The 22,552-nt window shown below is 48.3% G+C and carries 15 protein-coding genes and 1 pseudogene; 14 read left to right on the forward strand and 2 right to left on the reverse strand.

Annotated features, from left to right (window positions below):
• The first annotated feature begins 154 nt into the window (after positions 1-154).
• From MKX68_RS13430 to MKX68_RS13485, 12 genes and pseudogenes are all read left to right on the forward strand, one after another.
• A complete protein-coding gene (locus MKX68_RS13430) occupies positions 155-1,750 on the forward strand; it encodes a spore germination protein (RefSeq protein ID WP_338588900.1) in 1,596 nt (531 codons plus the stop codon).
• Positions 1,751-1,754: 4 nt separating this feature from the next.
• Positions 1,755-2,954 (forward strand): Ger(x)C family spore germination protein, encoded by a 1,200-nt coding sequence (locus MKX68_RS13435; RefSeq protein ID WP_338588898.1) that lies wholly within the window; start codon positions 1,755-1,757, stop codon positions 2,952-2,954.
• On the forward strand, positions 2,947-3,168 hold the full coding sequence (locus MKX68_RS13440) for a hypothetical protein (RefSeq protein ID WP_338588895.1): 222 nt from the start codon (positions 2,947-2,949) through the stop codon (positions 3,166-3,168). The genes MKX68_RS13435 and MKX68_RS13440 overlap by 8 nt, the downstream gene beginning before the upstream one ends.
• A gap of 55 nt (positions 3,169-3,223) precedes the next feature.
• Positions 3,224-4,414, forward strand: coding sequence for a GerAB/ArcD/ProY family transporter (locus MKX68_RS13445; RefSeq protein WP_340912196.1), 1,191 nt, complete (start codon positions 3,224-3,226; stop codon positions 4,412-4,414).
• Between the two features lie 131 nt (positions 4,415-4,545).
• Positions 4,546-5,376 (forward strand): uroporphyrinogen-III synthase, encoded by an 831-nt coding sequence (locus MKX68_RS13450; protein ID WP_340912198.1) that lies wholly within the window; start codon positions 4,546-4,548, stop codon positions 5,374-5,376.
• 175 nt (positions 5,377-5,551) lie between these two features.
• A pseudogene (locus tag MKX68_RS13455) lies at positions 5,552-7,050 on the forward strand (cobyrinate a,c-diamide synthase).
• Positions 7,051-7,228: 178 nt separating this feature from the next.
• Positions 7,229-7,951, forward strand: a complete 723-nt coding sequence (locus MKX68_RS13460) for an SDR family oxidoreductase (protein WP_338588885.1) — start codon at positions 7,229-7,231, stop codon at positions 7,949-7,951.
• 42 nt (positions 7,952-7,993) lie between these two features.
• Entirely contained in the window at positions 7,994-8,632 is a 639-nt protein-coding gene (locus MKX68_RS13465) for a ThuA domain-containing protein (protein ID WP_338588883.1), read from the forward strand.
• Between the two features lie 72 nt (positions 8,633-8,704).
• Positions 8,705-9,085: a phasin family protein gene (locus MKX68_RS13470; RefSeq protein WP_091012767.1), complete on the forward strand. Its 381-nt coding sequence runs from the start codon at positions 8,705-8,707 to the stop codon at positions 9,083-9,085.
• Positions 9,086-10,756: an ABC1 kinase family protein gene (locus MKX68_RS13475; RefSeq protein ID WP_338588880.1), complete on the forward strand. Its 1,671-nt coding sequence runs from the start codon at positions 9,086-9,088 to the stop codon at positions 10,754-10,756.
• A 519-nt stretch (positions 10,757-11,275) separates the two neighbouring features.
• A complete protein-coding gene (locus MKX68_RS13480; RefSeq protein ID WP_340912203.1) occupies positions 11,276-12,727 on the forward strand; it encodes a SulP family inorganic anion transporter in 1,452 nt (483 codons plus the stop codon).
• Positions 12,728-13,633: 906 nt separating this feature from the next.
• Entirely contained in the window at positions 13,634-15,241 is a 1,608-nt protein-coding gene (locus tag MKX68_RS13485) for a DEAD/DEAH box helicase (RefSeq protein ID WP_340912206.1), read from the forward strand.
• 491 nt (positions 15,242-15,732) lie between these two features.
• Here MKX68_RS13485 and MKX68_RS13490 read toward each other — a convergent pair whose 3' ends face one another.
• Both MKX68_RS13490 and MKX68_RS13495 read right to left on the reverse strand, forming a co-directional pair.
• Positions 15,733-16,665 (reverse strand): hypothetical protein, encoded by a 933-nt coding sequence (locus MKX68_RS13490; protein ID WP_340912208.1) that lies wholly within the window; start codon positions 16,663-16,665, stop codon positions 15,733-15,735.
• A 2-nt stretch (positions 16,666-16,667) separates the two neighbouring features.
• Entirely contained in the window at positions 16,668-16,811 is a 144-nt protein-coding gene (locus MKX68_RS13495; protein ID WP_167483717.1) for a hypothetical protein, read from the reverse strand.
• Positions 16,812-17,073: 262 nt separating this feature from the next.
• On the opposite strand from MKX68_RS13495, the gene MKX68_RS13500 reads away from it, so the two are divergent.
• Complete coding sequence (locus MKX68_RS13500) at positions 17,074-18,867, forward strand: vWA domain-containing protein (RefSeq protein ID WP_340912210.1); 1,794 nt, start codon at positions 17,074-17,076, stop codon at positions 18,865-18,867.
• Between the two features lie 295 nt (positions 18,868-19,162).
• Positions 19,163-22,552 (forward strand): tubulin-like doman-containing protein, encoded by a 3,390-nt coding sequence (locus MKX68_RS13505; protein ID WP_340912213.1) that lies wholly within the window; start codon positions 19,163-19,165, stop codon positions 22,550-22,552.

A 22,552-nucleotide genomic window follows, 5' to 3' on the forward strand; every position in this document is an offset into this window, starting at 1 on the left:
TTGGGTGTCAGGAAGGTCTCTGTTAAATACAGAGGCCTTTTTGCTGTCTGAAAACTCAGAGGATTTAATCGTAATTTTGCAAAAAAGACCACATAATTCCCGGCTGTCTGGCACAAGCTACCTTGTATAAAAAACAAGAACGGAGGGGCGGCATATGGCGAACAAAACATCTGGGAAAGACAAGTCCCGACAACCGGGACGAGCTTCAGAAGAGAAAAAACATATCCCTTTGGGACTGCCGTCCCCGCCTTTTCTACGGCAGCCGATTAGTGCAGTACATGAAACTCAGATTCAAGCGGTAAAGGAGATATTCTCCGATTGCTCGGATGTGGTTTTTCGCAACGTTATGATTACGCCTGAAGTGAAAGGACTTCTGGTCTATATCGAAGGCATTGTCAATTCGGCTGATATCCAGGAGCATATGCTGCGTCCGATTATTCGAGGGCTGGTGCAGCAACGTACAGATGAACCTGATGTTCCACTGGATGATACAACCGTTGAGCTGACACAGGTGAAGCGAGTGGACACTTGGGCTGCTGCGACAGAAGGGGTACTGGCATCCTCAGCCCTTCTGGTGATCGATGGAAATAGTAAAGCCTGGATGTTCAATGTCAAAGGCGGCGTCAGACGTGGTGTGGAGGAGCCGCAGACAGAATCCGTGATTCGGGGACCGCGGGAGGGATTTACCGAAACGCTCCGTGTGAATACGGCTTTACTGCGGTTCAAGCTGAAAACTCCCTCTCTCAAGATGGTGAGTATGACACTAGGCACAGAAACCAAGACCGATATCGTTCTGACTTATCTGGACGATATTGCTGATCCGAAGTTGATCCGGGACGTGAAGAAACGTCTGGAAAAAATAAAGATCGACGGCATTCTGGAGACGGGGTATATCGAGGAACTGATTGAAGACCACCCGTACTCTCCATTCCCGCAGATGCACTATTCCGAGCGTCCGGATACAGTAGCAGGCAACCTATTGGAAGGGCGGTTTGCCATTATGGTAGACGGCACGCCCTTCGCGTTAATTGCTCCAGTCACGATCTGGCAGATGCTTCAGGCCAGTGAGGACTACTATGAACGATTCTTCATCAGTAATCTGGTACGCTGGATTCGCTTTTTATTCGTAGCCATTGCTCTATTTCTACCAGCGCTGTACATCGCTATTACGACATTTCACCAGGACATGCTGCCAACCACATTGATACTGAGTATTGCCGGGGCACGGGAAGCTATTCCTTTTCCGGCACTGGTTGAAGCTCTCATCATGGAGCTGTCGTTCGAAGCCCTCCGCGAAGCGGGGGTCAGGTTACCAAAAACAGTCGGTCAGGCAGTAAGTATTCTCGGTGCGCTCGTGATTGGGCAGGCCGCAGTTCAGGCAGGGATTGTGTCCGCACCAATGGTTATTATCGTATCCATGACAGGTATAGCTTCATTTACAATTCCGCGGTTTAACTTTGCGATTACCGTGCGTTTGCTCCGATTTCCGATCATGTTACTGGCAGGTATGCTTGGACTATATGGCATCGTCATCGGTTTGGTCCTGATCTCGGTGCATCTGACACAGATGACTTCGTTTGGTGTGCCTTATCTGTCAGGTCTTAGCCCGTACAGTAAAACAGATACCAAGGATATTCTTATTCGTGTGCCGTGGTGGAAAATGATCAATCGTCCTTCTACGGTTCAGGATAACCAGAAACGGATGAAAGACAAGATCAATGGTTCGCCTGAAGCTGAGGAAGGATGGTGAACACATGTTTCTTATTCGTAAATTCCGCGCTGCATTGATGTTACTGCTGTGTACCCTTTTCATAGCAGGATGTTGGGATCGTAAGGAAATTAATGATATTGCCTTTGTGATTGGCGTAGCTGTTGATAAGGAGGACGACAATTACAGATCCAGTCTCCAGATTGCACTTCCCGGTCAATCCGGTACTACCGGCAGTTCGGGAGGTGGCGGTGGTACAAGCGGGGACAAATCATGGTTCATGTTGTCCAACACCGCGAAGACACTGAGGGGGACTACACTTGAAGGCCAAAAAGCACTCTCACGAACGATTTATTATGCGCATCGTCGTACCCTGCTTATTGGAGAGGACCTTGCCCGGGATGGCGTGGCTCCGATGCTCGATTTGTTTACGCGGTACCCACTCAACCGATTCTCTGCATTACCTGTTGTTACGAAAGGTGCGGCATATGAAGTCATGGATACGGATGCACCTATAGAGAAGTTTCCATCCGAGATGGTGAGAGAGTTGTGCTTTCTAAATATGCGTAATCCACGTTCTCTTAAAACGTTCACCGATTCCATTCTTAGTGAAGGCGTAGATCCATTCCTGCCGGTTGCTTCGAAAGTGGACAATGTTCCGAAAAGTTGGAAGGACACCAAAACCAACATCAAGTTGGATGGATTGGCCATTTTCAAGAAGGATAAACTGGTTGGCATGATTGACAAGGCTCCCGCTGATGCCCTGATTCTCGCCATGGGGGAAGCCAATGCACCAGAAGTTATGGTCAAGGCTCCGCGCGGAGATGGAGATATATTCATCAAATTGAACGAGAACAATTCTTCACTGCACCCCAGTGTCAAGAATGACAAGGTTACTGTGACCGTTCAATTGTATGCCAAAGGTGTGGTTGTAGATAACGAATCCAATTACGGTGATCTGCGTGAAAAAGAGATTTTAAAATTAAATGACGCGATCCACAAAAAAATAAAAGAGGATATCGTTGAAGGGGTTCGATTAATACAGCAAAAATATCATGCCGATATTCTCGGGATTGGTCGGTCGATCCATCAACAATTGCCTAAAGAATGGGACAAACTTAAGGATCGATGGGATGTTATCTATCCTGATGTTGAGGTGAATGTTGTCCCCCACGTCATTATTGAAAATGTAGGGGTAGTCAATAAACCGATCGGTGTCATGGAGGAGGATATCGTACATGATTAAACCACTGTTGTTCACCTATCTGGGGATGGTCATCATCGTCATTGTGATGGATTTCAGACATCTGAAGCAGGCGGCGGTCATTAATCGCTGGTTATCCTATGGCTTGATTGCATTAGGAACTGGCCTTTGGTTCTATGTAACCCATTTAAGTAAAACCTTTTTTGTAGCGGTATGGATCAGCCATGTCATCCAGCGATTCTTACCGCTTCCATAGATACGGACCAGAAATGGTGCGGAGTACCAATTAAATGATAGAAAGGAGGTATGGTATGAATCAAAGTGTGACTTCTCGACAGATTGCACTGCTCGTGATGCTGCTCAGTATGACGGGCACGTTGATTCAACCCCATGCACAGGCCATATTTTATGCGGAGCAGCACGCTTATCTCTCGTATGTGCCAGTTGTTCTCGTGATGATTATATCCATGTTGATGGTAAGCCGAATTCAGCGAAGATTTCCGAATCAGGATCTATTTGAGGCGCTTGTTGAGCGGTTCCCCTTTATGGGGAGACTCGCAGGCGTAATGTACATTTTGTTTTTTTTCTTCATATTCGCTAGAGATATCCGATTAATTGGTGATTATGTAAGTATAACTTTGCTAGAGACAACGCCGATATCCATTGTGGTATTGTCACTTATGATTATGGCGGTATTTATCGTCAGAGGTGGGCTGGGTTCGTTGATCGGAATGTCAGAACTATATGTTACCCTGTTCCTGTTGAACTCTATCATTGTGCCTTTCATGCTTATTCAACAGTTGAATATGGATAATCTGATGCCCTATTTTCATGTCGATGTGGCAGGTGTAGGCAAAGGAAGTTGGTACATATTTTCTTTTTATGGAGAGATGATCGCCTTGCCTTTTGTCGTCAAAGGCAGTGATTTTCGCTTCAAGCCTGTGTTATGGGGCATCATCATCTCGGGATTGCTGATGATGCTGATTCTTGTGGAAACCATCACGTCGATTGGTGTGCCTATTGCTTCCAGACTGGTATACCCTTCATATGAACTGGCAAGGCAGCTGCAAATTAGTGATTTTCTGGATCGGTTTGACCTGGCATTGGCAGCGGCGACCTTGCCTGCCATGATTACGAAGATTGCATTTGATCTGTACTTTGTCTGTTGGGGACTGAAGCGAATGATTCCGAACGTTTCGGGAAAGGTCATGACAGGTCCGGTGGCACTGTTAGGCTTTGTTTGTGCATTCTGGTTTTTCAGAAACGCCATTCAGCTTTATCGTTTTACCCGGGAATGGACATGGATCGCCATTGTTTTTGAAGTGCTGTTCCCTATGGTGCTGTTTCTTTTCCTTCGTCCTCGCAAAAAGGATAAAAAAGAATCTACCCAACAGAGATCGGGAAACCAGTCCAAGAAAGAGAAGCAAGAATCCTCTGATTCGGAGAAGAATGGAGAGAAAAAAAGGCAGGATTCTCATGGTGGAGAACTCCAGCCTTCCTGATACATTCCATCAAAAATCGTTATAGATGAAATGGGCAAAAAGAGGGTAAGCGCAGTTTCCCTTCGCAGAAGTACCCTGTATACTGTAGTCAGACTGATGAACATTCGGCTGGACTAACGGGGGGAACATGAATGGCTCAACATTTGGCAGGTGTACGTGTAGCATTGACAGGACCGCGAAAATCGAAAGAAATGTCCATACTGGTGGAAAAAATGGGCGGTATTCCGCTTGTGCGACCGGCACAGGGAACGGTATTTCTGGATGATCGGAATATCAGGGACGGGCTGGTATCCTGGATCTCAGACCCGCCAGACTGGGCGGTGTTAACGACAGGTATGGGATTGGATGCATTGTTTGAAATGGCTGAGGATATGGATGTCGCAGGCCAATTGTTGGATGTATTATCGGAATCCTCAATTGCAGCGAGGGGATACAAGACGGTGAATGCACTCAAAAAGCGCAAGTTAACACCGCTGGTACGAGATGATGACGGTAGCACGGAAGGACTCATTCGAGAATTCGCCCCACATGATCTCGCAGGGAAAAAGGTTATATTGCAGCTCCATGGGGAGACAGCTCCCAAACTCGTTGCATGGTTGGAAGAACAAGGTGCAATCGTCAGACAAGTGCTTCCTTACCGCCATGTCCCGCCAGAAGAGGCAGAGCTGGAACAGTTATTGAATGAAATTCTAAAGTTCGAGGTAGATGCCGTTGCGTTCACGAGTGGACCGCAGGTCAGATTTCTGACCCAATATGCGGCCTCTCAGGACAAGCTTGAGCCGATGCTTGCAGCCTTCAGACAAGGTGTAATTCCTGCGTCTGTAGGTAAAGTTACAGCAAACTCCATGCGTGAAGAAGGTATTGAGGCACTGGTCATTCCGGAGGAAGAGAAGATGGGCGCACTCATCGTTGAGCTTGGACGTTACTTTGCAGCAGGGCGTGCGGCCAAGATTAGAGATTAGTGGCCTGCTTTTAGATCAGTTCGACAAAAAGCTTTTGGCGTCGCTTCATGAATAAAGAGTGTGCATTAATCTTAACCGCATCGCTATATGATGCGGTTTTGTTTAGATTAGAGAATTTATACGTTTTCAGCGGAGCTGAAGGATTCGATAATCGCAAGAAAAGGTGGAATTGAAGATGACCATTGCAAACCGTAACACCAGACCCCGACTGATCATTGCAGGCACCGGAAGTGGTGCAGGGAAAACGACAGTAACCCTGGGGCTGATGAGAGCACTTGCCCAGCGTGGTTTAAGTGTACAAGGGTTCAAATGCGGCCCGGACTATATTGATCCGACATACCATACCGCTGTCACAGGCAGACCGTCACGTAATCTGGATGCATGGATGACATCGCCTGAGTATGTGAGAGATACGTTCGAGAAGGCATCGGCGGGGCATGATATTTCCATTATAGAAGGCGTTATGGGCCTCTATGATGGCAAAGATCCACTCAGCATACAGGCTCAACTGCAGAGATTGCTCTGGTCACGCAGACCCCTGTCATCCTGGTTGTGGATGTACGCAGCATGGCTCGCAGTGCGGCCGCAATTGTACTGGGGTTTCAACAATTGGAGCCTGAATTAAATATTGCCGGAGTGATCGTCAACCGGTGCGGAAGTGCGGGTCATTATACGATTGTGAAAAAAGCCATTGAGCAGATGTGCGGCATTCCGGTGGTTGGCTGGCTGAAGCGTGACGAGGACATGTCCATCCCGGAGAGACATCTGGGACTAGTGCCTGCTATTGAGCGCGGTGAACTGGAACCATTATTTCAGCGGGCTGCCGATGTGTTAATGGAAGGCACCGATCTGGATCTTCTGCTGGAGCTGGCAGCAAGCGCCCCGCCTTTGAATGCAGAAAAAGTGAGTCCTGCGACTACTACCCACATAGATTCAGCTAATACTGAACCAGGTTCGAATTACGATCCACATTCCAATTCAGTGATCCACGTTAATAATCGACATGTATCATATGCGGTACAGCCTGTTATAGCCGTTGCGCGCGATGCGGCATTTAATTTCTATTATCCCGATAATCTGGAATTGCTCGAAGCGGCCGGGGCTCGATTACATTACTTCAGTCCGCTCGCTGGCGAAAGCATTCCAACAGATGTGGATGGCGTCTATTTGGGCGGTGGGTTTCCCGAGGAGTTTGCAGCGGAGATTGCCGATAACCAAGGGTTCTTGGAAGGAATTCGACAGGCGGCACAATCCAACATGCCTTTATTTGCCGAGTGTGGTGGTTACATGGTGCTCGGGGAAACGTTGACCGACCGTGAGGGCGCTACTTTCGACATGGCGGGCATTATCCCCGCACAGGTGCAGATGCAGAAGAAGCGCGCTGCGCTTGGCTACCGTGAAGCAAGTAGCGTTCGGGATTCCTTTTTGCTGAAAAAGGGTGAAGCACTTAGGGGTCATGAATTTCATTATTCGACAATGACCTATCGTGATGAAGAAACGATCCCTTATGCGTATGAGACCAAGGGGTTACGTGGCTTGAAGCAAGAGGGATATGCCGCAGGAAGCATCGTGGCGGGGTATACGCACGTTCATCTGGGCTCTTACCCAGCAGCCGCTCGAAGATGGGTGGAACATTGTTTAGCCTATCGGCAGGAGCGATATATACAGAGATAATAGCAGCTATTTATAGCTTGAATAGATAGCTGAATTCAATAAGCAAAATGGCTCTAATCTCACTTTTACCTCCTGAGTCTTTGGTCGTGAAGTTGGCGATCCCATTCTGAATTAAAGGTTTTCAGATGAATATGTGGAATGAATAAAAGACAGAATCATTATGCGAGGGAGGGACATCATGATGAGAACCGTATGTGTAACGGGAGCTGCCCGAGGATTGGGATTGGCTTTGACGGCACAGATGCTGAAGAGAGGGTATCTTGTGTATGCGGCCGGTCTGGACGTGGAAGATTCCGAGGGAATTCGTATGCTTGCAGAAGGATATCCGGACCATCTGCGCGCCATCGAACTGGATATCGCGGACGACCTGTCGGTAGCTCTGTTCACGGAGACATTGAAGCTGGATACGAATCATTTGGATATGCTGATCAATAATGCGGCTATACTAGGAAGTATTACGGATCATATCCGCGGGCCGTTGAATATGGCGGAGATGGCTGAAGTATTTAATGTGAACACCTTAGGTACACTGCGTGTGACTCATTCCCTGTTACCCCTCCTTCTTCAAGGACAGGTCAAGCTGATTGTTGATATCTCTTCCGAGGCTGGAAGTATAGAGCAATGCAGTCGGGATGGGTGGTTTGCCTATTGTATGTCCAAAGCTGCTTTGAACATGCAGGCCCGTCTTGTGCACAATGGTCTGAAGGATGAAGGCGGACAAGTGATGCTTGTGCATCCCGGTTGGGTACAGAGTTATATGCGGGGTGAATTGGATGTTGCTGCGGATCTCACGCCCGAGCAATCTGCACAGCATATCGCAGTACTTATCGACCGCCATGAACAGTTTAAAGGAGATCAACCCGCATATGTGGACTACAAGGGCGAGAAGCTCCCCTGGTAGTTGATTGATACAGTGAGGTGAACAAGAAAGGAGATTGATTGAATGGATCATCGTAAAAAAGCATTACTACTTGGCGATTATACACATCCGGATTGGCACCCGCTTCAAGGTGTGGATGCGGAGATTAGCCGAATTTTCCATGATACTATGACTGTGCAGTGCAGTGAGAATCGGAATATGCTGCTGCAAGAAAATATAACCGGGTTTGATGTATGTATCTCATACATGGACGATTGGAAGGGGAAAGTCTCTCCACAGCAGACAGCAGGTTTGTTGTCCTATGTAAGTAATGGAGGTGGACTGGTCATTATACATAACGGCATTTCGCTTCAAAATCGTTATGAACTCAAACAGATGATCGGTGCCAAGTTCCTGCATCATCCGGCGTATGCACCACTTGAATTCACTGTAACGGAGGAAAGCCATCCCGTGACGGAGGGCATTTCGAATTTCACAATGGAAGAAGAGCCGTATCAGTTCGAATTTGGTTCTTTTGCCGAAACGAAAATATTGCTGGAATATCAATCCGAAGATGGACCAAAGCCTGCGGTATGGGCTCATCGATATGGTGTTGGACGTATTGTTTATTTGATGCCGGGTCACCATGTACCGTCTTTTGCACACGAAACATACCGCAAGTTACTCCTGCAAGCAGGCAAATGGGCTGCACGTTACGTCTGATCGGACTGACATTTTTGCATGCGGAGTGTAAGGGGTATAATATAGAGATCAACGAAGAGGAGGATGACAAAAATGAGCGATTTGTTCAAAAAGGCGATCTCGTTAGGGCTTGGTCTTACTGTCGTAAGCAAAGAAAAAATTGAGAAAACCGTGGATGATTTGGTCAAGCGCGGGGAACTTGCGCCCGGTGAATCCAAAGCTTTGGTTGAACGCCTGTTGGAACGGGGCGATGAAGAGCAAGGCCAGTTCAAGAGAATGATTCAGGAACAGGTCAAGCGTGTGCTTCAGGAAGCTGGTGTGGCATCCGAAAGCGATGTAACCAGTCTGGAACAGCGCGTTGCCGTTCTGGAGAAAAAACTTGCCGAACTGGGCCACTCACCACAGCTTCAACCTGATGAATCCCCAGCTCCACTTGAAGTTCCTCCTCCTCTCAAAGGAAACGAGATCGAGTAGATGGCAGTGCGAATCAAACATGTCGGCAGATACCGTGAAATTGCCATGGCGCTTGTGCGTCATGGCTTCGGTTATATGGTCGAGGAGCTGGGATTGTTCCAGTTGCTGGCTCTGCCCAGACGGTGGATGTCGCGTGAAGCACATACCACCAAAACGCTGAGTGAACGCATCAGGCTTGTGCTGCAGGAGCTGGGGCCAGCTTTCGTCAAGCTGGGGCAACTCGCAAGCACAAGGGCAGATCTATTGCCTGAGTCTGTCATTCGTGAATTGGTGAAGTTGCAGGATCAGGTCCCGCCGTTCTCTTCCGAGACGGCACGGGGTATTTTGGAACAGGAATTGGATACACCGCTGGAGGAGATCTTTTCCCGGTTCGAGGATACCCCTGTAGCTGCGGCCAGCATTGGACAGGTGCATCTGGGCAAACTTCGAAGCGGTGAATCGGTAGCCATCAAGATTCAGCGGCCGGGTATATCGCGTATTGTGCAGCGTGACCTGGATATTTTGCGTGAACTGACAGCCATGGCCGAGAAGCGCTGGGATTGGGTGAAGCAATATCAAATTCCGCAAATGGTAGAAGAATATGCCCAGGCATTGATGGCTGAGCTGGATTATACGGTCGAAGGCCGGAATACGGAAAAGATTGCACAGCAATACCAACAGGACAACAAGGTGAAAATCCCGACAATTTACTGGGACCAGACGTCGTCACGTGTGCTCACTATGGAGTATATCGAAGGTATCAAACTCAATGATCGTGAAGAACTGGTCAGACGCGGCCATGATCTGAACAATATTGCTGAGCGGCTAGTGGACTCATTATTGAATCAGATCTTTATTCATGGATTCTTTCACGCTGACCCACATCCGGGTAACCTGATGGTATTGAAGGATGGACGTCTTGCCTTTATAGACTTTGGTATGGTGGGCAGTCTGAGCGATGAGATGAAACAGCAGCTTGCCTCGCTTATTATTGGGTTAATGCGCAAAGATACGGACAGTATGATCCGGGCAATTGAGAAACTTGGCATGATGCCAGATGACATGGACCTGCGTGGTCTTCATGTGGATTTGGACAAGTTGCGTAGCAAATATTACGATATTCCCTTTTCCAAGATTAGTGTGGGTCAGGCGTTAAATGACTTGTTCGGCGTAGCCCAGAGGCACCGGGTTGTCATGCCTGCCGATATTCTGCTGCTCGGTAAATCGTTGCTGACGATGGAAGGTGTAATCGAACATCTCGATCCTTCATTGAGCATTGTAGATATGGCCGAACCCTTTGGGCGGAAGCTGATCAAGGAACGTTTTAGCGCTGGAAGAATCAAGAATCGGTTGTTCCGAAGTGCGGCCGATATGGCCGAAAGTGTCATTGGTCTGCCAGGGCAGTTAAGGCAGTTATCATCCATTATTAGCAAAGGCAAGCTGAGGCTGGAGATCAGTGTCCCTGAACTGGACGCACTCATGCGTAGAATGGACCAGATTAGTAATCGGCTGTCTTTCAGTATCGTATTACTCGCTTTTTGTATCATCATGGTGGGCTTGATTATCGGTTCGTCCATCAGTCATCAATCCACGATGCTGTGGGATATTCCGGTCATTGAGATTGGTTTCCTGGTGGCGATTTTGATGGTGGCTTTCCTGCTCTATTCAATATTCAAATCGGGAAGGTTCTAGCAACAGCATTACATCACAAGAATACCCGTAAAGAGACTTTCTTCAAAGGATCTTTGCGGGTTATTTTTTGTGAATAGAGAATTGGTGAGTAAATTATAGAAAGATTAAGATAATAGAAGAAAAGGTTCTGTTTTTTCGCCCTTACTGTATTAGTACATATCCAGTCCTGTGACTATAATAATAGGTCAGTACATTAACGGACCCGGTTTTTCTGAGAGGGGAAAACCTATGGGCGTCAGGATCAGCTCCTGATGTCGCAGAAAGTAAGGCAACTGAGGCAGTAATGGAACACCAGCGGTACACACTGGAACGGAAAAAATGTGAATGCACATTAACCCGTCAAGGCTATACGGATGGTGAAGAATGATGCAATTCAGGCAGGAGCATAGGCGAATGATGCGGAGAGGATTCCGTTGTTTTGTGCTGTCCTGGGTAGTTGGTTAGTGTGAACGGCTTCCGTTACTCTTCAGTAGAATTGTCCATTATAAGGAATACACGTAGGAGGAACGGCAAGAACATATGAATACTTTAAAACAACAATGGTTTAGCAACATTCGCGGAGACGTGCTGGCAGGCATTACGGTAGCGCTGGCGTTAATTCCGGAAGCCATTGCGTTCTCCATCATTGCAGGTGTCGATCCGATGGTCGGATTATACGCTTCGATTACAATTGCGATTGTGATCTCGATTGCTGGTGGAAGACCAGGCATGATCTCGGCGGCAACCGGTGCCATGGCGGTACTGATGGTTGGACTCGTCAAGGATTATGGCGTGGAATATCTTTTTGCAGCTACGATTTTGACGGGCATTATTCAGTTTCTGCTTGGCATATTTAAGGTTGGGCGATTTATTACGTTTGTGCCTCATTCGGTACTGACCGGATTCGTGAATGCACTGGCTATCCTGATCTTTATGGCGCAGTTAACCCACTTCACGGGAGCGAACTGGATCATGTATGCGATGGTGGCGGGCACGTTAGCGATCGTTTATATTTTACCGCGGTTTTTCAAAGGCGTTCCAGCTCCACTGATTGCAATCATCGTGATGACGATTATTACCTTGGTGTTTCATCTGGACGTAAGAACGGTCGGCGACATGGGGAATATAACGAGTACTCTGCCGATGTTCCACTTGCCGAATATTGCATGGACTTGGGACACGATAATGATTCTGCTGCCTTATTCATTCACCATGGCACTGGTTGGTTTGCTGGAATCCCTGCTGACCGCAACCATCGTGGATGAGATGACCGAGACCAAGAGCAGCAAGAACCGCGAAGTGCGTGGTCAGGGTATCGCAAATTTTGTGAACGGTTTGTTTGGCGGCATGGGCGGCTGTGCGATGATTGGGCAGTCGGTCATTAATGTGAAGTCTGGCGGACGTGGAAGATTGTCTACGTTTACTGCGGGTGCGTTTCTGGCAATCCTGTTGCTGTTATTTAGCGGTGTGGTGAAACAGGTACCGATGGGGGCGCTCGTCGGTGTAATGTTTATGGTGTGTATCGGAACATTCGACTGGAGTTCTATCAAAAATATAACTCGCGTGCCGCGCGCGGAAGCCTTTGTCATGATCGTGACGGTGGCGATTGTGGTCTATACCCACGATCTGTCGATCGGGGTTATGGTTGGCGTTGTGCTCAGTGTGCTGCATTTTGGCTGGAAACAGACCAAGATCCGCGTACAGGCGAGCCAGGAACAAGGGCAGAAAGTATACAGGGTTCACGGACCATTCTTCTTTGGTTCTTCGTCCCGCTTCGTGGATGAGTTCAATGCGGAAGCCGATCCGAAGGAGATCACGATTGATTTCGGAGGGTCACATATCTGGGACAATACTGCGGTTGTGGCTATCGGCAAAGTGAAGTTCAAATACGCGAAGCTAGGCAAAACCGTGCACCTGCGTGGTTTAAACGAAGAGAGCACTCGCATTCTTGAACGGAGTGGATTTGCGACAGTTGGAGGGCACGGTTCGTAACTTGGTTGCAACGAGGGTTGTTGTACAAAGGTGCAATGTCGAAACGTAGTTACGCAGACAAGGTGAAAAAATGAACGGTTTAGTAAATCTGGAATTAAGGATCTAAACAAGTAATGAAGTTATGAAGGCTACTGTCCTAAACTAGTGGTGAGCAGAGATGTGACAGCCCTATGTAGTAGTTAACATATAAAGATACTTTTTATCAGCGGCGCACTTTTTCCCTAATGTAAATGGGGGAGAGGGCGTCGTTGTTTTTTTTACTAGAGTGTGTGTAAACTCTAACGAACCTGGCGCGTCTTATATGGGGGTATTTCATGTTTTCGTTATTTAAACGAATCTCAGACATCTTATTTTGCTGATTCCACCCATACTGATGATGTTTCGCGTGTATTTCCGAGTAATAAGGTGACTGGAGTTCGTTAGAAAATCCAAACCGCTCTAATTGGCGTAATAGGGTGTCCTGGATTCGTTAGAATTAGTGGTGCATAGGAAGTTTCATCGTAAGAGCTATTTTCTAACCGCTAGAAATCTCAATCCCATTCATAGAGTCAGAGTGATACTTCGAGTTAGCTGGCACTTTAGGTTGTTCCACTCATCTTCATTTTCAAAGGGGCTCCTATAGTTACTGTCAAAACCATCCTCAAACTCACCTGGTCGATACAAGTTACACTGATCTTGGAATTTTGTGCTACAAGTTAGGGGTGTAACGCTGTATCCCCTTTTGTTTTGCTTGACTAACGTGTAAACTACAGGGTATGGAGAAGAAGAGCAACGAGTGGATTGCTTTTTAAAAAATTCATTTCATAATCATGATTGATATAAGGAAAACTAGTCTTGATGGCAGATACTGATACAGAAGTCATTATGAAATGGACTTATCTAAATGAATATACAGAGGTGTAACGATTGGCAAACTTTGAACAACTGGGCATTCGCCCGGAATGGTGCGAGATCCTGAAACATCAGGGCATCGCCGTGCCGACTCCGGTACAGGAGCGTTCGATTCCGGTACTGCTGGGTGGACGCGATATTATCGCTGAGGCACAGACAGGAACAGGGAAAACACTGGCGTTTTTGCTGCCGATTATTCAGAAAATTAACGTATCCGACCGTTCGCCGCAAGCGTTGATTATCGCGCCTACGCGTGAGCTTGCGCTGCAAATTACGGAAGAAGCGAAGAAGCTCACGGCAAACGACGATAAACTGCACGTGCTTGCCGTATACGGCGGGCAGGATGTGGACAAGCAACTGCGTAAATTGCAGAACGGTACCCAGATCGTTATTGGTACACCAGGTCGTCTCCTGGATCACCTGCGCCGTGGCACGTTGAAGCTGGATAATGTGAAAAAACTGGTGTTGGATGAAGCCGACCAAATGTTGCACATGGGCTTTCTGGATGATGTGGAAACGATTCTTAGTGAGCTGCCACATAAACGTCAGACAATGCTGTTCTCAGCAACGATGCCAAAGGGCATTCGCAACCTGGCGAAGACCTACATGAAAGATCCGGAAGATGTAAAAGTATCCTCTCAATCTGTTATTCCGATCAAACAGATTCGCCAGCAAGTGCTGGAATGCACCGATCGCGGTAAATTAGAAGCGCTTCGCGGCATGATTGATACGTATCGCCCATACTTGGCAATTATTTTCTGCCGGACCAAGCGTCGTGCATCCAAGCTTAACCAAGATCTGCGTGAAGCAGGTTATGCAAGTGATGAACTTCATGGAGATCTGTCCCAATCCAAGCGTGAGAACGTAATGAAAGCGTTCCGCGATGCCAAACTGCAAGTGCTCGTTGCTACAGATGTAGCTGCACGTGGACTTGATGTTGAAGGTGTAACGCATGTATTTAACTACGATATGCCGCATGATGCGGAAAGTTATATCCACCGGATTGGTCGTACAGGCCGTGCAGGCGGTACAGGTCTTGCTGTAACGTTTGCAACAGAGCACGACAGACCGGAACTTGCACGTATTGAACAAGGTATTGACCAGAAGCTGTCCCGTATCCAGTGGACAAGCGAAGGTCCAATTGCTTCGACTGGAGCAGCTAGACGTTCCATTAATAGTCAGGGTGATGACGAACGTTCAGGCGGACGCTCTTCCGGAACTGGCAGTGCCCGTCGCGGTGCAGGCCGTAACGATCGCAGAGATGGCGGACGTGGGGGTCGTGGTTCCCGCGGCGGCGAAGGTGGACGCAGTGAAGGCGGACGCAGTGGTGGTCGTAGCGGTGGCCGCAGCAGCGACAGCAGTCGTGGTGCAGCGGGTCAAGGTGGACGCGGTGCAGGTCGCAGTGGCGATGAGCGCAGCGCAGGTCGTGGTTCTGCACGCAGCAGCGAAAGCAGTCGCGGTGCAGCGGGCCAAGGCGGACGCGGTGCAGCTAGCAGCGGCTGGGCTGGCCGTAGCGCCGACAAGCGCACCTCCGGGCGCAGCAGCGAAGGCTCTCGCCGTCCGGAATCCGCAGGACGCGGACCGTCGAAGGGCGACCGTCGCGATTCTCGTCGCGGACGGTAAAGCCTTGGCGCAAGCGGCGATATAGCCGCAATTGCGCAGGCACTATGCCATGCCACAGGGTTTGGCATGGCACATATGAGAGGGTTCGGGTACAGATGTACCGAACCCTCAGATCAAGGGTCGCGACGGAACCACGTCGCGGCCCTTTTTCACTAGGACAGATGATCATTTGCGCTTATTGTTTTTGTCGTCTGCGAGTGCCTGTTTGCGCGCCTGTTTGATCCATGGAAGATGCCATTTAGGTATTCCCCATCTAGTTTTTCTTTCTGTCCGTGTCCTTCGCATAGCACTTGGCAGACTGCCATAAACTTCAAAACACCTCATCCTAGACCTAAGGATGGGGTGTTTTTGGATTAATTCTTATATCATTAGAATCATAACCTTCGATCTGTGGTGCTGACGCGTGTGCAGGGATGGATGAAATTGCATTCGTCTATATACAAGGAGTGAGTTTGCACTAAATTACGTTTTTCTTTCTCAATATATCATCTCTACAGCTGAACATCTGCGTATTGATCCCGATATTTCTCGTTATACACCCGGCCTACCGACTCTGCCAGACCCCCGCGTGCCTTGCTTGGATAGCGTTCAATCGTGTGATAGAGCCGCATGAAGCGATCCTTGGGCATAAAGCGGGCGTAGCGGGTAATAAGACTAGGGAATAACTCAATATATTTGCTCTTGCGCACGGCAGCAGCAGCTACGGCTGTAAGTATCTGAATTCCATTGTGAAGCTGTAAAATGTTCACTTCATAGGTCGCGATATAACGAATCGCATCTTCACGGATCAAGTCCGGCTTAAGCCGCGCAATCTCACCGATATATTCAGCGAGCAGCCGTTCAAAGCTGCGTAACAGCAAGGGCTTGAGTTGCAGATCCATATCACTGCGCAGGACAAAGGATTGTAACAGCGCAACCTGTTGCAGTCGAATCCGGTCATTGTAGACGAGGGAGCCGATCTCGCGGAGCATCTCATAGGCAAGTGCTTCATCCTGCTTTCGAGCTTCGGCGACCAGAGCCCAGTTGCGGTTAATACCCTGGCGGATGAGTTCCTCATCCTGTTGCAACGTGCGCTTCAACTCGCGCTGCTGCTCTACCTCGAACGAACGTTTCTGCATGAAGATCAGTAAGGCCAGAAGCAGCAGGGAAACGCTGGCTGCCGCCATGGTCTGATCAATGGTCTCACCGAAATAGGTGGCACCTGCACCGAACAATATGGTAATGAACAGGTCGCGTGCAATCCTACGTTTCACACGGGAAGTTGCCTTCGCCTGAACGGAATTGAGGGTACCACGGCCACAGGCCGTGCACTCATCTTCCCACAGGCAGGTGTACTGTCCACAACGTGAGCAGACTTGCAACTTTTCATAGGCATATGTCGTTCGTTGAAATGGTCGTATAGATACAACTAGTTTAGTACTCATGCTCAATCACGCTCACCATTCAGAATAGTGTAGAGGGTACGATCCGTGTCTTCGCGGGAGATTGGTTTCCGCCGATGAAGCTGCAGTGCAATTACCTTTATGATGACAAAAAGAAACAATATGGCGAGGCATCCGTATGTAACCATAATCCGTTCCCTTCTATGGCTTGGTAAACAAGCGCTGTTATATTGCAGTTTGCTGGCAATAACTATATCATATTTCCATAGTTGGTACTTTTGTGCCAGTTACAGGCGTGAAATCGTCGATTTTTGTCAGTCATTACAAAACTGTAACTCAAGATAGGGGTGCTTTTCAGAATTTATTAGTAGACTGTTAAGATTTCCTTAAGGCTTGACGCCTATAATAAACTATTCCCATTTTAATCTCAAACGTGAAGGAGTACACCCAATGCTGCGGACACGCAAAATACGCTGGCTCAGCGGAACGATGGTTCTGCTGGCAATTCTAACGCTACTGCTACCTCAAGCGTTGCTGCCACAAGCTGCAGCGGCTCAGGCACAGACAAGCGGAATCGATGCGGTGCTTGTAGCCGATGTAAGTAACTCAATGAATACAAGTGACCGTGACAAGATCAGTAATGAAGCCATGAAAATGTTTATTGATATGCTGCCAGTCCAGGGGGACAAGGTAGGGATTGTCGCTTATACCGATCAGGTGGAGCGGGAAAAGGCTATGCTGGAGATTCAGTCCGATGCGGACAAGAGCAGCCTGAAGGATTTTATTGATCAGCTCGGCCGGGGGCCATATACCGACGTCTCAGTTGGTGTCGCCGAAGCTGTGAACATACTGAATCATGGTGCAGACCCATCCCACTCGCCAATGATCGTGCTGCTGGCGGATGGTAACAATGACTTTAACAAAACCAAAGGCCGTACACAGGCACAATCCGACGCTGATCTGGCAAAATCCGTGAAGGAAGCACAGGATCAGGGTATCCCGGTATATACGATTGGACTGAACGCCGATGGCAAGCTGAACAAGGATGCACTTGCAGACCTGGCCAAGCAGACCGGAGGCAAGTCATTCATTACCGATACGCCGGATGATCTGCCACAGATTTTGAGTGAGATCTTCGCCGATCATGCCAAACTGAATGTGGTGAAGCTGCCCTCTGTAACGGGAAACGGCAGTTATCAGGAAGTTACCGTGAACGTGCCAAACGACAGTGTGCTAGAAGCAAACATTTCGATCATGTCCTCGAAGCCGGTGGAAGTACAATTGACAGACCCTTCCGGACAAGCTGTGGACCTGAACTCAGACGCAGCAAAGCTCTCAACGTCGAAGAGTTATTCACTCGTGAAGCTGTTGAAACCCCAAGAGGGAGACTGGAAACTTCGGGTAAAAGGGGCTCCGAAAGACAGCATCGATATCAACCTGTTGTTCAACTATGATCTTCAGCTCGTTGTGGACCCAATTAAGACCAAGTCCTATACCAAAGGGGATAAGGTTGATCTAGCAGCCAAACTGGAGAATGGTGGTCAGCCACTTCAGGATAATGATCTGTATACAGATATGAAGGCCACGCTGGTTGTGAAAGATGTAGATACAGGGAAAAGCGAGGAACAACCGCTGGAAAACACAGGTTCTGGTTTTGCCGGAACGTTTGAAGTACCGGACAATCATAATTATGAATTGATCATCCGTGCGGAAGAAGACAGCTTCTACCGTGAAAGTGCGCCAATTGCGATCAACGCGAGCGGAGCAACCGGAAGTGGGACTCAACCAACAACGTCAGGCGGTGAACAGGACAAGTCGTTTCCTTGGTTGCCTGTCATCCTGGGTGTTATAGCCCTGATCGTGGTTTGTGTTGGTGCCTGGTTCCTGATGGGCTGGCTGAAACGCAAAAACCGGGGATTTGTAGGTCAGATGGTCGTGGAGATTCGTGATGAGAACACGGGAGATAAGTCATATCCGCAATATAAAAAGCTGGTATCTTTCCGCGGCAGATTCCATCTGCATCAGTTGTTGCAACTGGACCCTGAGCTGAAGGAAACCGAAAAATACGTATTTACGCCCAGCAATGGGGATCGAATTATAGTCCGTAACACCGCAGGCGGTACGCTGGAGAAATCCGGTCGTGCAGTTGATGCAAGCTCAGGCGTTGAACTGAAGAACGGTGACCGACTGAGCATCCCGCTGCAACAGGCGGACAAGACCATTTTAATTGAATATCTGGTGTGAAGGATTATTTGATTTAAGTTGATTGTTTAGTTTAAAAGGATGCCAATAAAATTTGGGACCAACTGTTTACACGAGAACGCAGAGGACAGAAATAACGTGAAGAAGCGGAAGCGTTCGCCTAAAAGCTTTCTGAAAGAAAGCTACATCGGAAGCATACGCTATCCCCGGATTTTCACTTTGTAAAAGGGAACCAAAAAAATCTGAGGATAACAGCGATCTGAAGGTTACTCTGTCATCGGAGTGGCAAGTGTAATGAGTTTGTGCCCAACTGGTCTAACTAAAGGGAGGACATAGAATGAAACCGATTGTTAGAGAACATATTCAGCAACTGGATGTATCACTTGGCGGAGGTATTGTCAGTGAGAAGATCAGAGTTGATACGATTGATAACCCCATTCTGATTATTGGCCTGGGGGGAACGGGAATTGACGCACTGCTGCGTCTCAAATATCAGATTAACCGTCGTTTCAAGCTGCCACAGGACCCGGTATCCAAGAAAAAAATGGACAAGCCGGACAATGTGGAGTTTCTGGCTTTTGAGACAAACGAACAGGATCGTGCCAAAAAGTATAAAGGAATCGGACTTGATCCGATTAATGAATTCGTATTGCTATCCAATGCCGAAATCGGCGGACTTCTACAAAACCGCAGCGTGCTGGAACCGTATATTACGGACTGGCTGTCTCCCGAACTGAGCATCACGGATGGCATGAACGGCGCCGCAGGGGTGCGTCAGGCTGGACGTCTGCTCCTGTTCACGAAGATTAATCAGGTCGTACAGGCCATCGACAAAAAGATCAAAACCTTATCGGTAGGCACCAACAAAAAACTGATGGTGTTCCTGCTGACAGGTCTGTCCGGCGGTACAGGCAGCGGCTGTTTCCTCGATATTTCCTATATCGTACGCGGCATTATCGAACGTGATCACGGCTCTGCCGGGATTGACCGTGTCAATACGCTGGGGTATCTGTTCACGCCAGACGTGAACCTGTCCAACAAAAGCTTGAGCGAACACACTCGCGAATACATTCGTAAGAACGGATATGCTGCGCTCAAAGAGCTGGATTACTGGATGAACGTGGATAGCCGCGGTGAGCGGTTTACACAGAAGTACGGCAATATTTTAACCGTTAACTCACCACTGCCGCCATTTAACCTGTGTCACCTAATCTCTGCGACGAACACCGAAGGCAAATTACTGGAGAACGCCTACGATTACTGCATGAACGTCACGGCCGAGAACATTACCAACTTCATGGCAAGTGAGGAGAAGCAGTCGGGTGAGGAGTTTGCGATCCATGACTATATCAGCAACATTCGCACCAACATTGCACAGATGAACAAGGTGTACCCGGCTAACTATGATTACAACATCATCGGTGCCTCTTCAGCTGTACTGCCAATTGAAGAGATGACCACGTATCTGGCGTATCGCATGTTCGATAAAATGAACACCATGTTCTCCAAAGCACCGAACCAGGAGGATACCGAGAAGTTTGCCCGCAAGCTGGGCATTGATCTCGAAAGTGTGGTCAAGTCCTTCGAAGCGCGCGTGCCAGAGCCGCTGCCTGGTTATCAGAACAGTGAGCGTTTATCCTATGGCAACGTGGTGAAATCACAGGTTGTGAATATGGACACCGAACTGGAACAGAACTTCCTGGCGCGTGCCCGTGAAGAATATATCAAGGCGAAGAAACAACTGCCAGGCGAGATTGCCGGTCAGTTCACCGAACAGATCCGGCGTATGTTTTTACATCCCGAACAAGGTCCGTTCTATGTCTCTCGTCTAATTTATACGGAAAAAGGTTTCTGTGTACTGAAGATGATTCAGTCGTACATCGAAACGCTGCGTGAGAATGCCTTCCGCATTCCACGTGATATTGAAGCAGCTCAGGAGCAGTCCGAAGAGAAGCTGGGCGATGCGAAGAGTGCTTTTGTCTCCAAAGAGAAGAAAAAGAATGCTTATATTGAAGCAAAAATTCATGAGTACTGGCTGCACGCTGACGTGGAACGTAACGATCAGATGATCGAGTTCTATGAAGATCTGTATGAGTTGCTGAACCAGGAAAACAGCCGCATTTATAATGTATTTACCGAAACGCTGAACGCTCTTAGCTCGATATTCGCCAAGAATGGTGATTTGCTGACACGCGGTGAAGAACAAGCCGATCACAAAGGCAACAAAACATATTACTGGAACGTTGTAAGTGTACCGGATATTGTCAGTGTGGTGGACGGGCTGTTAGATAAGCGTGATACAGATGATCTGATCCGTGATTTCTCTCGTGAATTGCTGGAAAACTCCAGCCAGTGGGTGAAAGAAAACGAGATTGATATCGTCAGCTCCATCTCCGACTTCCTGAGTGAGAAATTCGGTGATCTGATTACGCGATCCATGGAAGATTTCCTGGTAATCAAATACGGTCAGGATGAGTCGGTTGAGAAATTTGTGGAACGTTTCATTGCTGGCAAGCTGGATGATGAGGCCGTTCCAGTGTTCAATCTGAGCAACAGTACGGGCAGTCTGCATTTCCCTTCATGGGGATTTGTATCGGTACCGGCACAGGCGCCAGGCATTCTGAAAGGGATTCGCAATTATCAGAACAATGCAGTGGGCAAATCTCATTTTACCGTCAAGGAAAGTGAAGTGCGTAACCGGATTTTCTGGCTGAACACCCGCAACGGGGTACCACTCTTTGTGTATACACCGCTCAAAGTATATGAGGAAAGTTATGAACGTACCATTTTGGACAAAGAAGGCATTGGTCGTCACTTGGTGCAAACGGAGAAAAACAACTGGACCTATCTGCCGTCTCCTATTCCGGAGAAATCATGGGGAGATGTGTACGAGAACGCCCGCGTGAAGCAGTATAACGCCCGTGTACGTAGTGAATTCGAGCAGGCGCTTGGATACAACATCGTAATAGCCAAATCCATTGATGAAAATACAAGTAACCGGTATGCGATTGTAACAACAGAAGCATTTGATTTGTCTGCCAAACTGGGAGCCTACGACATGCGTCTGACGTCCACCACGCCGAACCTCGGCGAAGTGAAGCGGGCCGTGATTGAGCTGAAACGTCTGCAATCCGAAGGGTTGCCGCGTGTAGGCGTTAAGGATATTTTCGGCAGTATTAATGAAGATATGGCCAAAGAAAACCTGGTACGCTCTCCGCAGCTGATCGCACGTGTCCGTGAGGAACTGGCGAAGATGAATGCCATCTCGGCCAAAGTCGCCGAACTCGAAGGCATTCTTGTCCAGTACCAGGACGAAGAGCAGTGGTATGACCGCTTCATCGAAGCGTTATATACCGATACCATCGTCAAAAAAGGTGCGCTCTATGTTTATGACCGTGACCCGGAAGAAGACGCATGGGAGCCGTTCGCAAACCTGATGAAGAGCCGTAACTTTGCCGAGTATGAAGTGTTTGGCAACTTCCGCGGTCTGGCGGAGAAGGATCGCAGTACATTGCTGCGCAAAGCCTCCCGCCGTGATAACGATCTTACAGCCTCTGAGGATATCACCCCATTGCTGACAAAGCTGGATGATCTGGCTGCGCTGTTCATGGAATCGCGTGATCGTCTCGAATACGAGCGGGTAGAGCTGGCTAACGGAGAAGACATCTATCAGTTCTACAGAACGATGTCGTCCAAGCTGAACGACATTCGCAGAAGGCTGAAGTAA

This window comes from Paenibacillus sp. FSL M8-0212 (assembly GCF_038004645.1).
In the GTDB taxonomy this organism is placed as follows: Bacteria; Bacillota; Bacilli; order Paenibacillales; family Paenibacillaceae; genus Paenibacillus.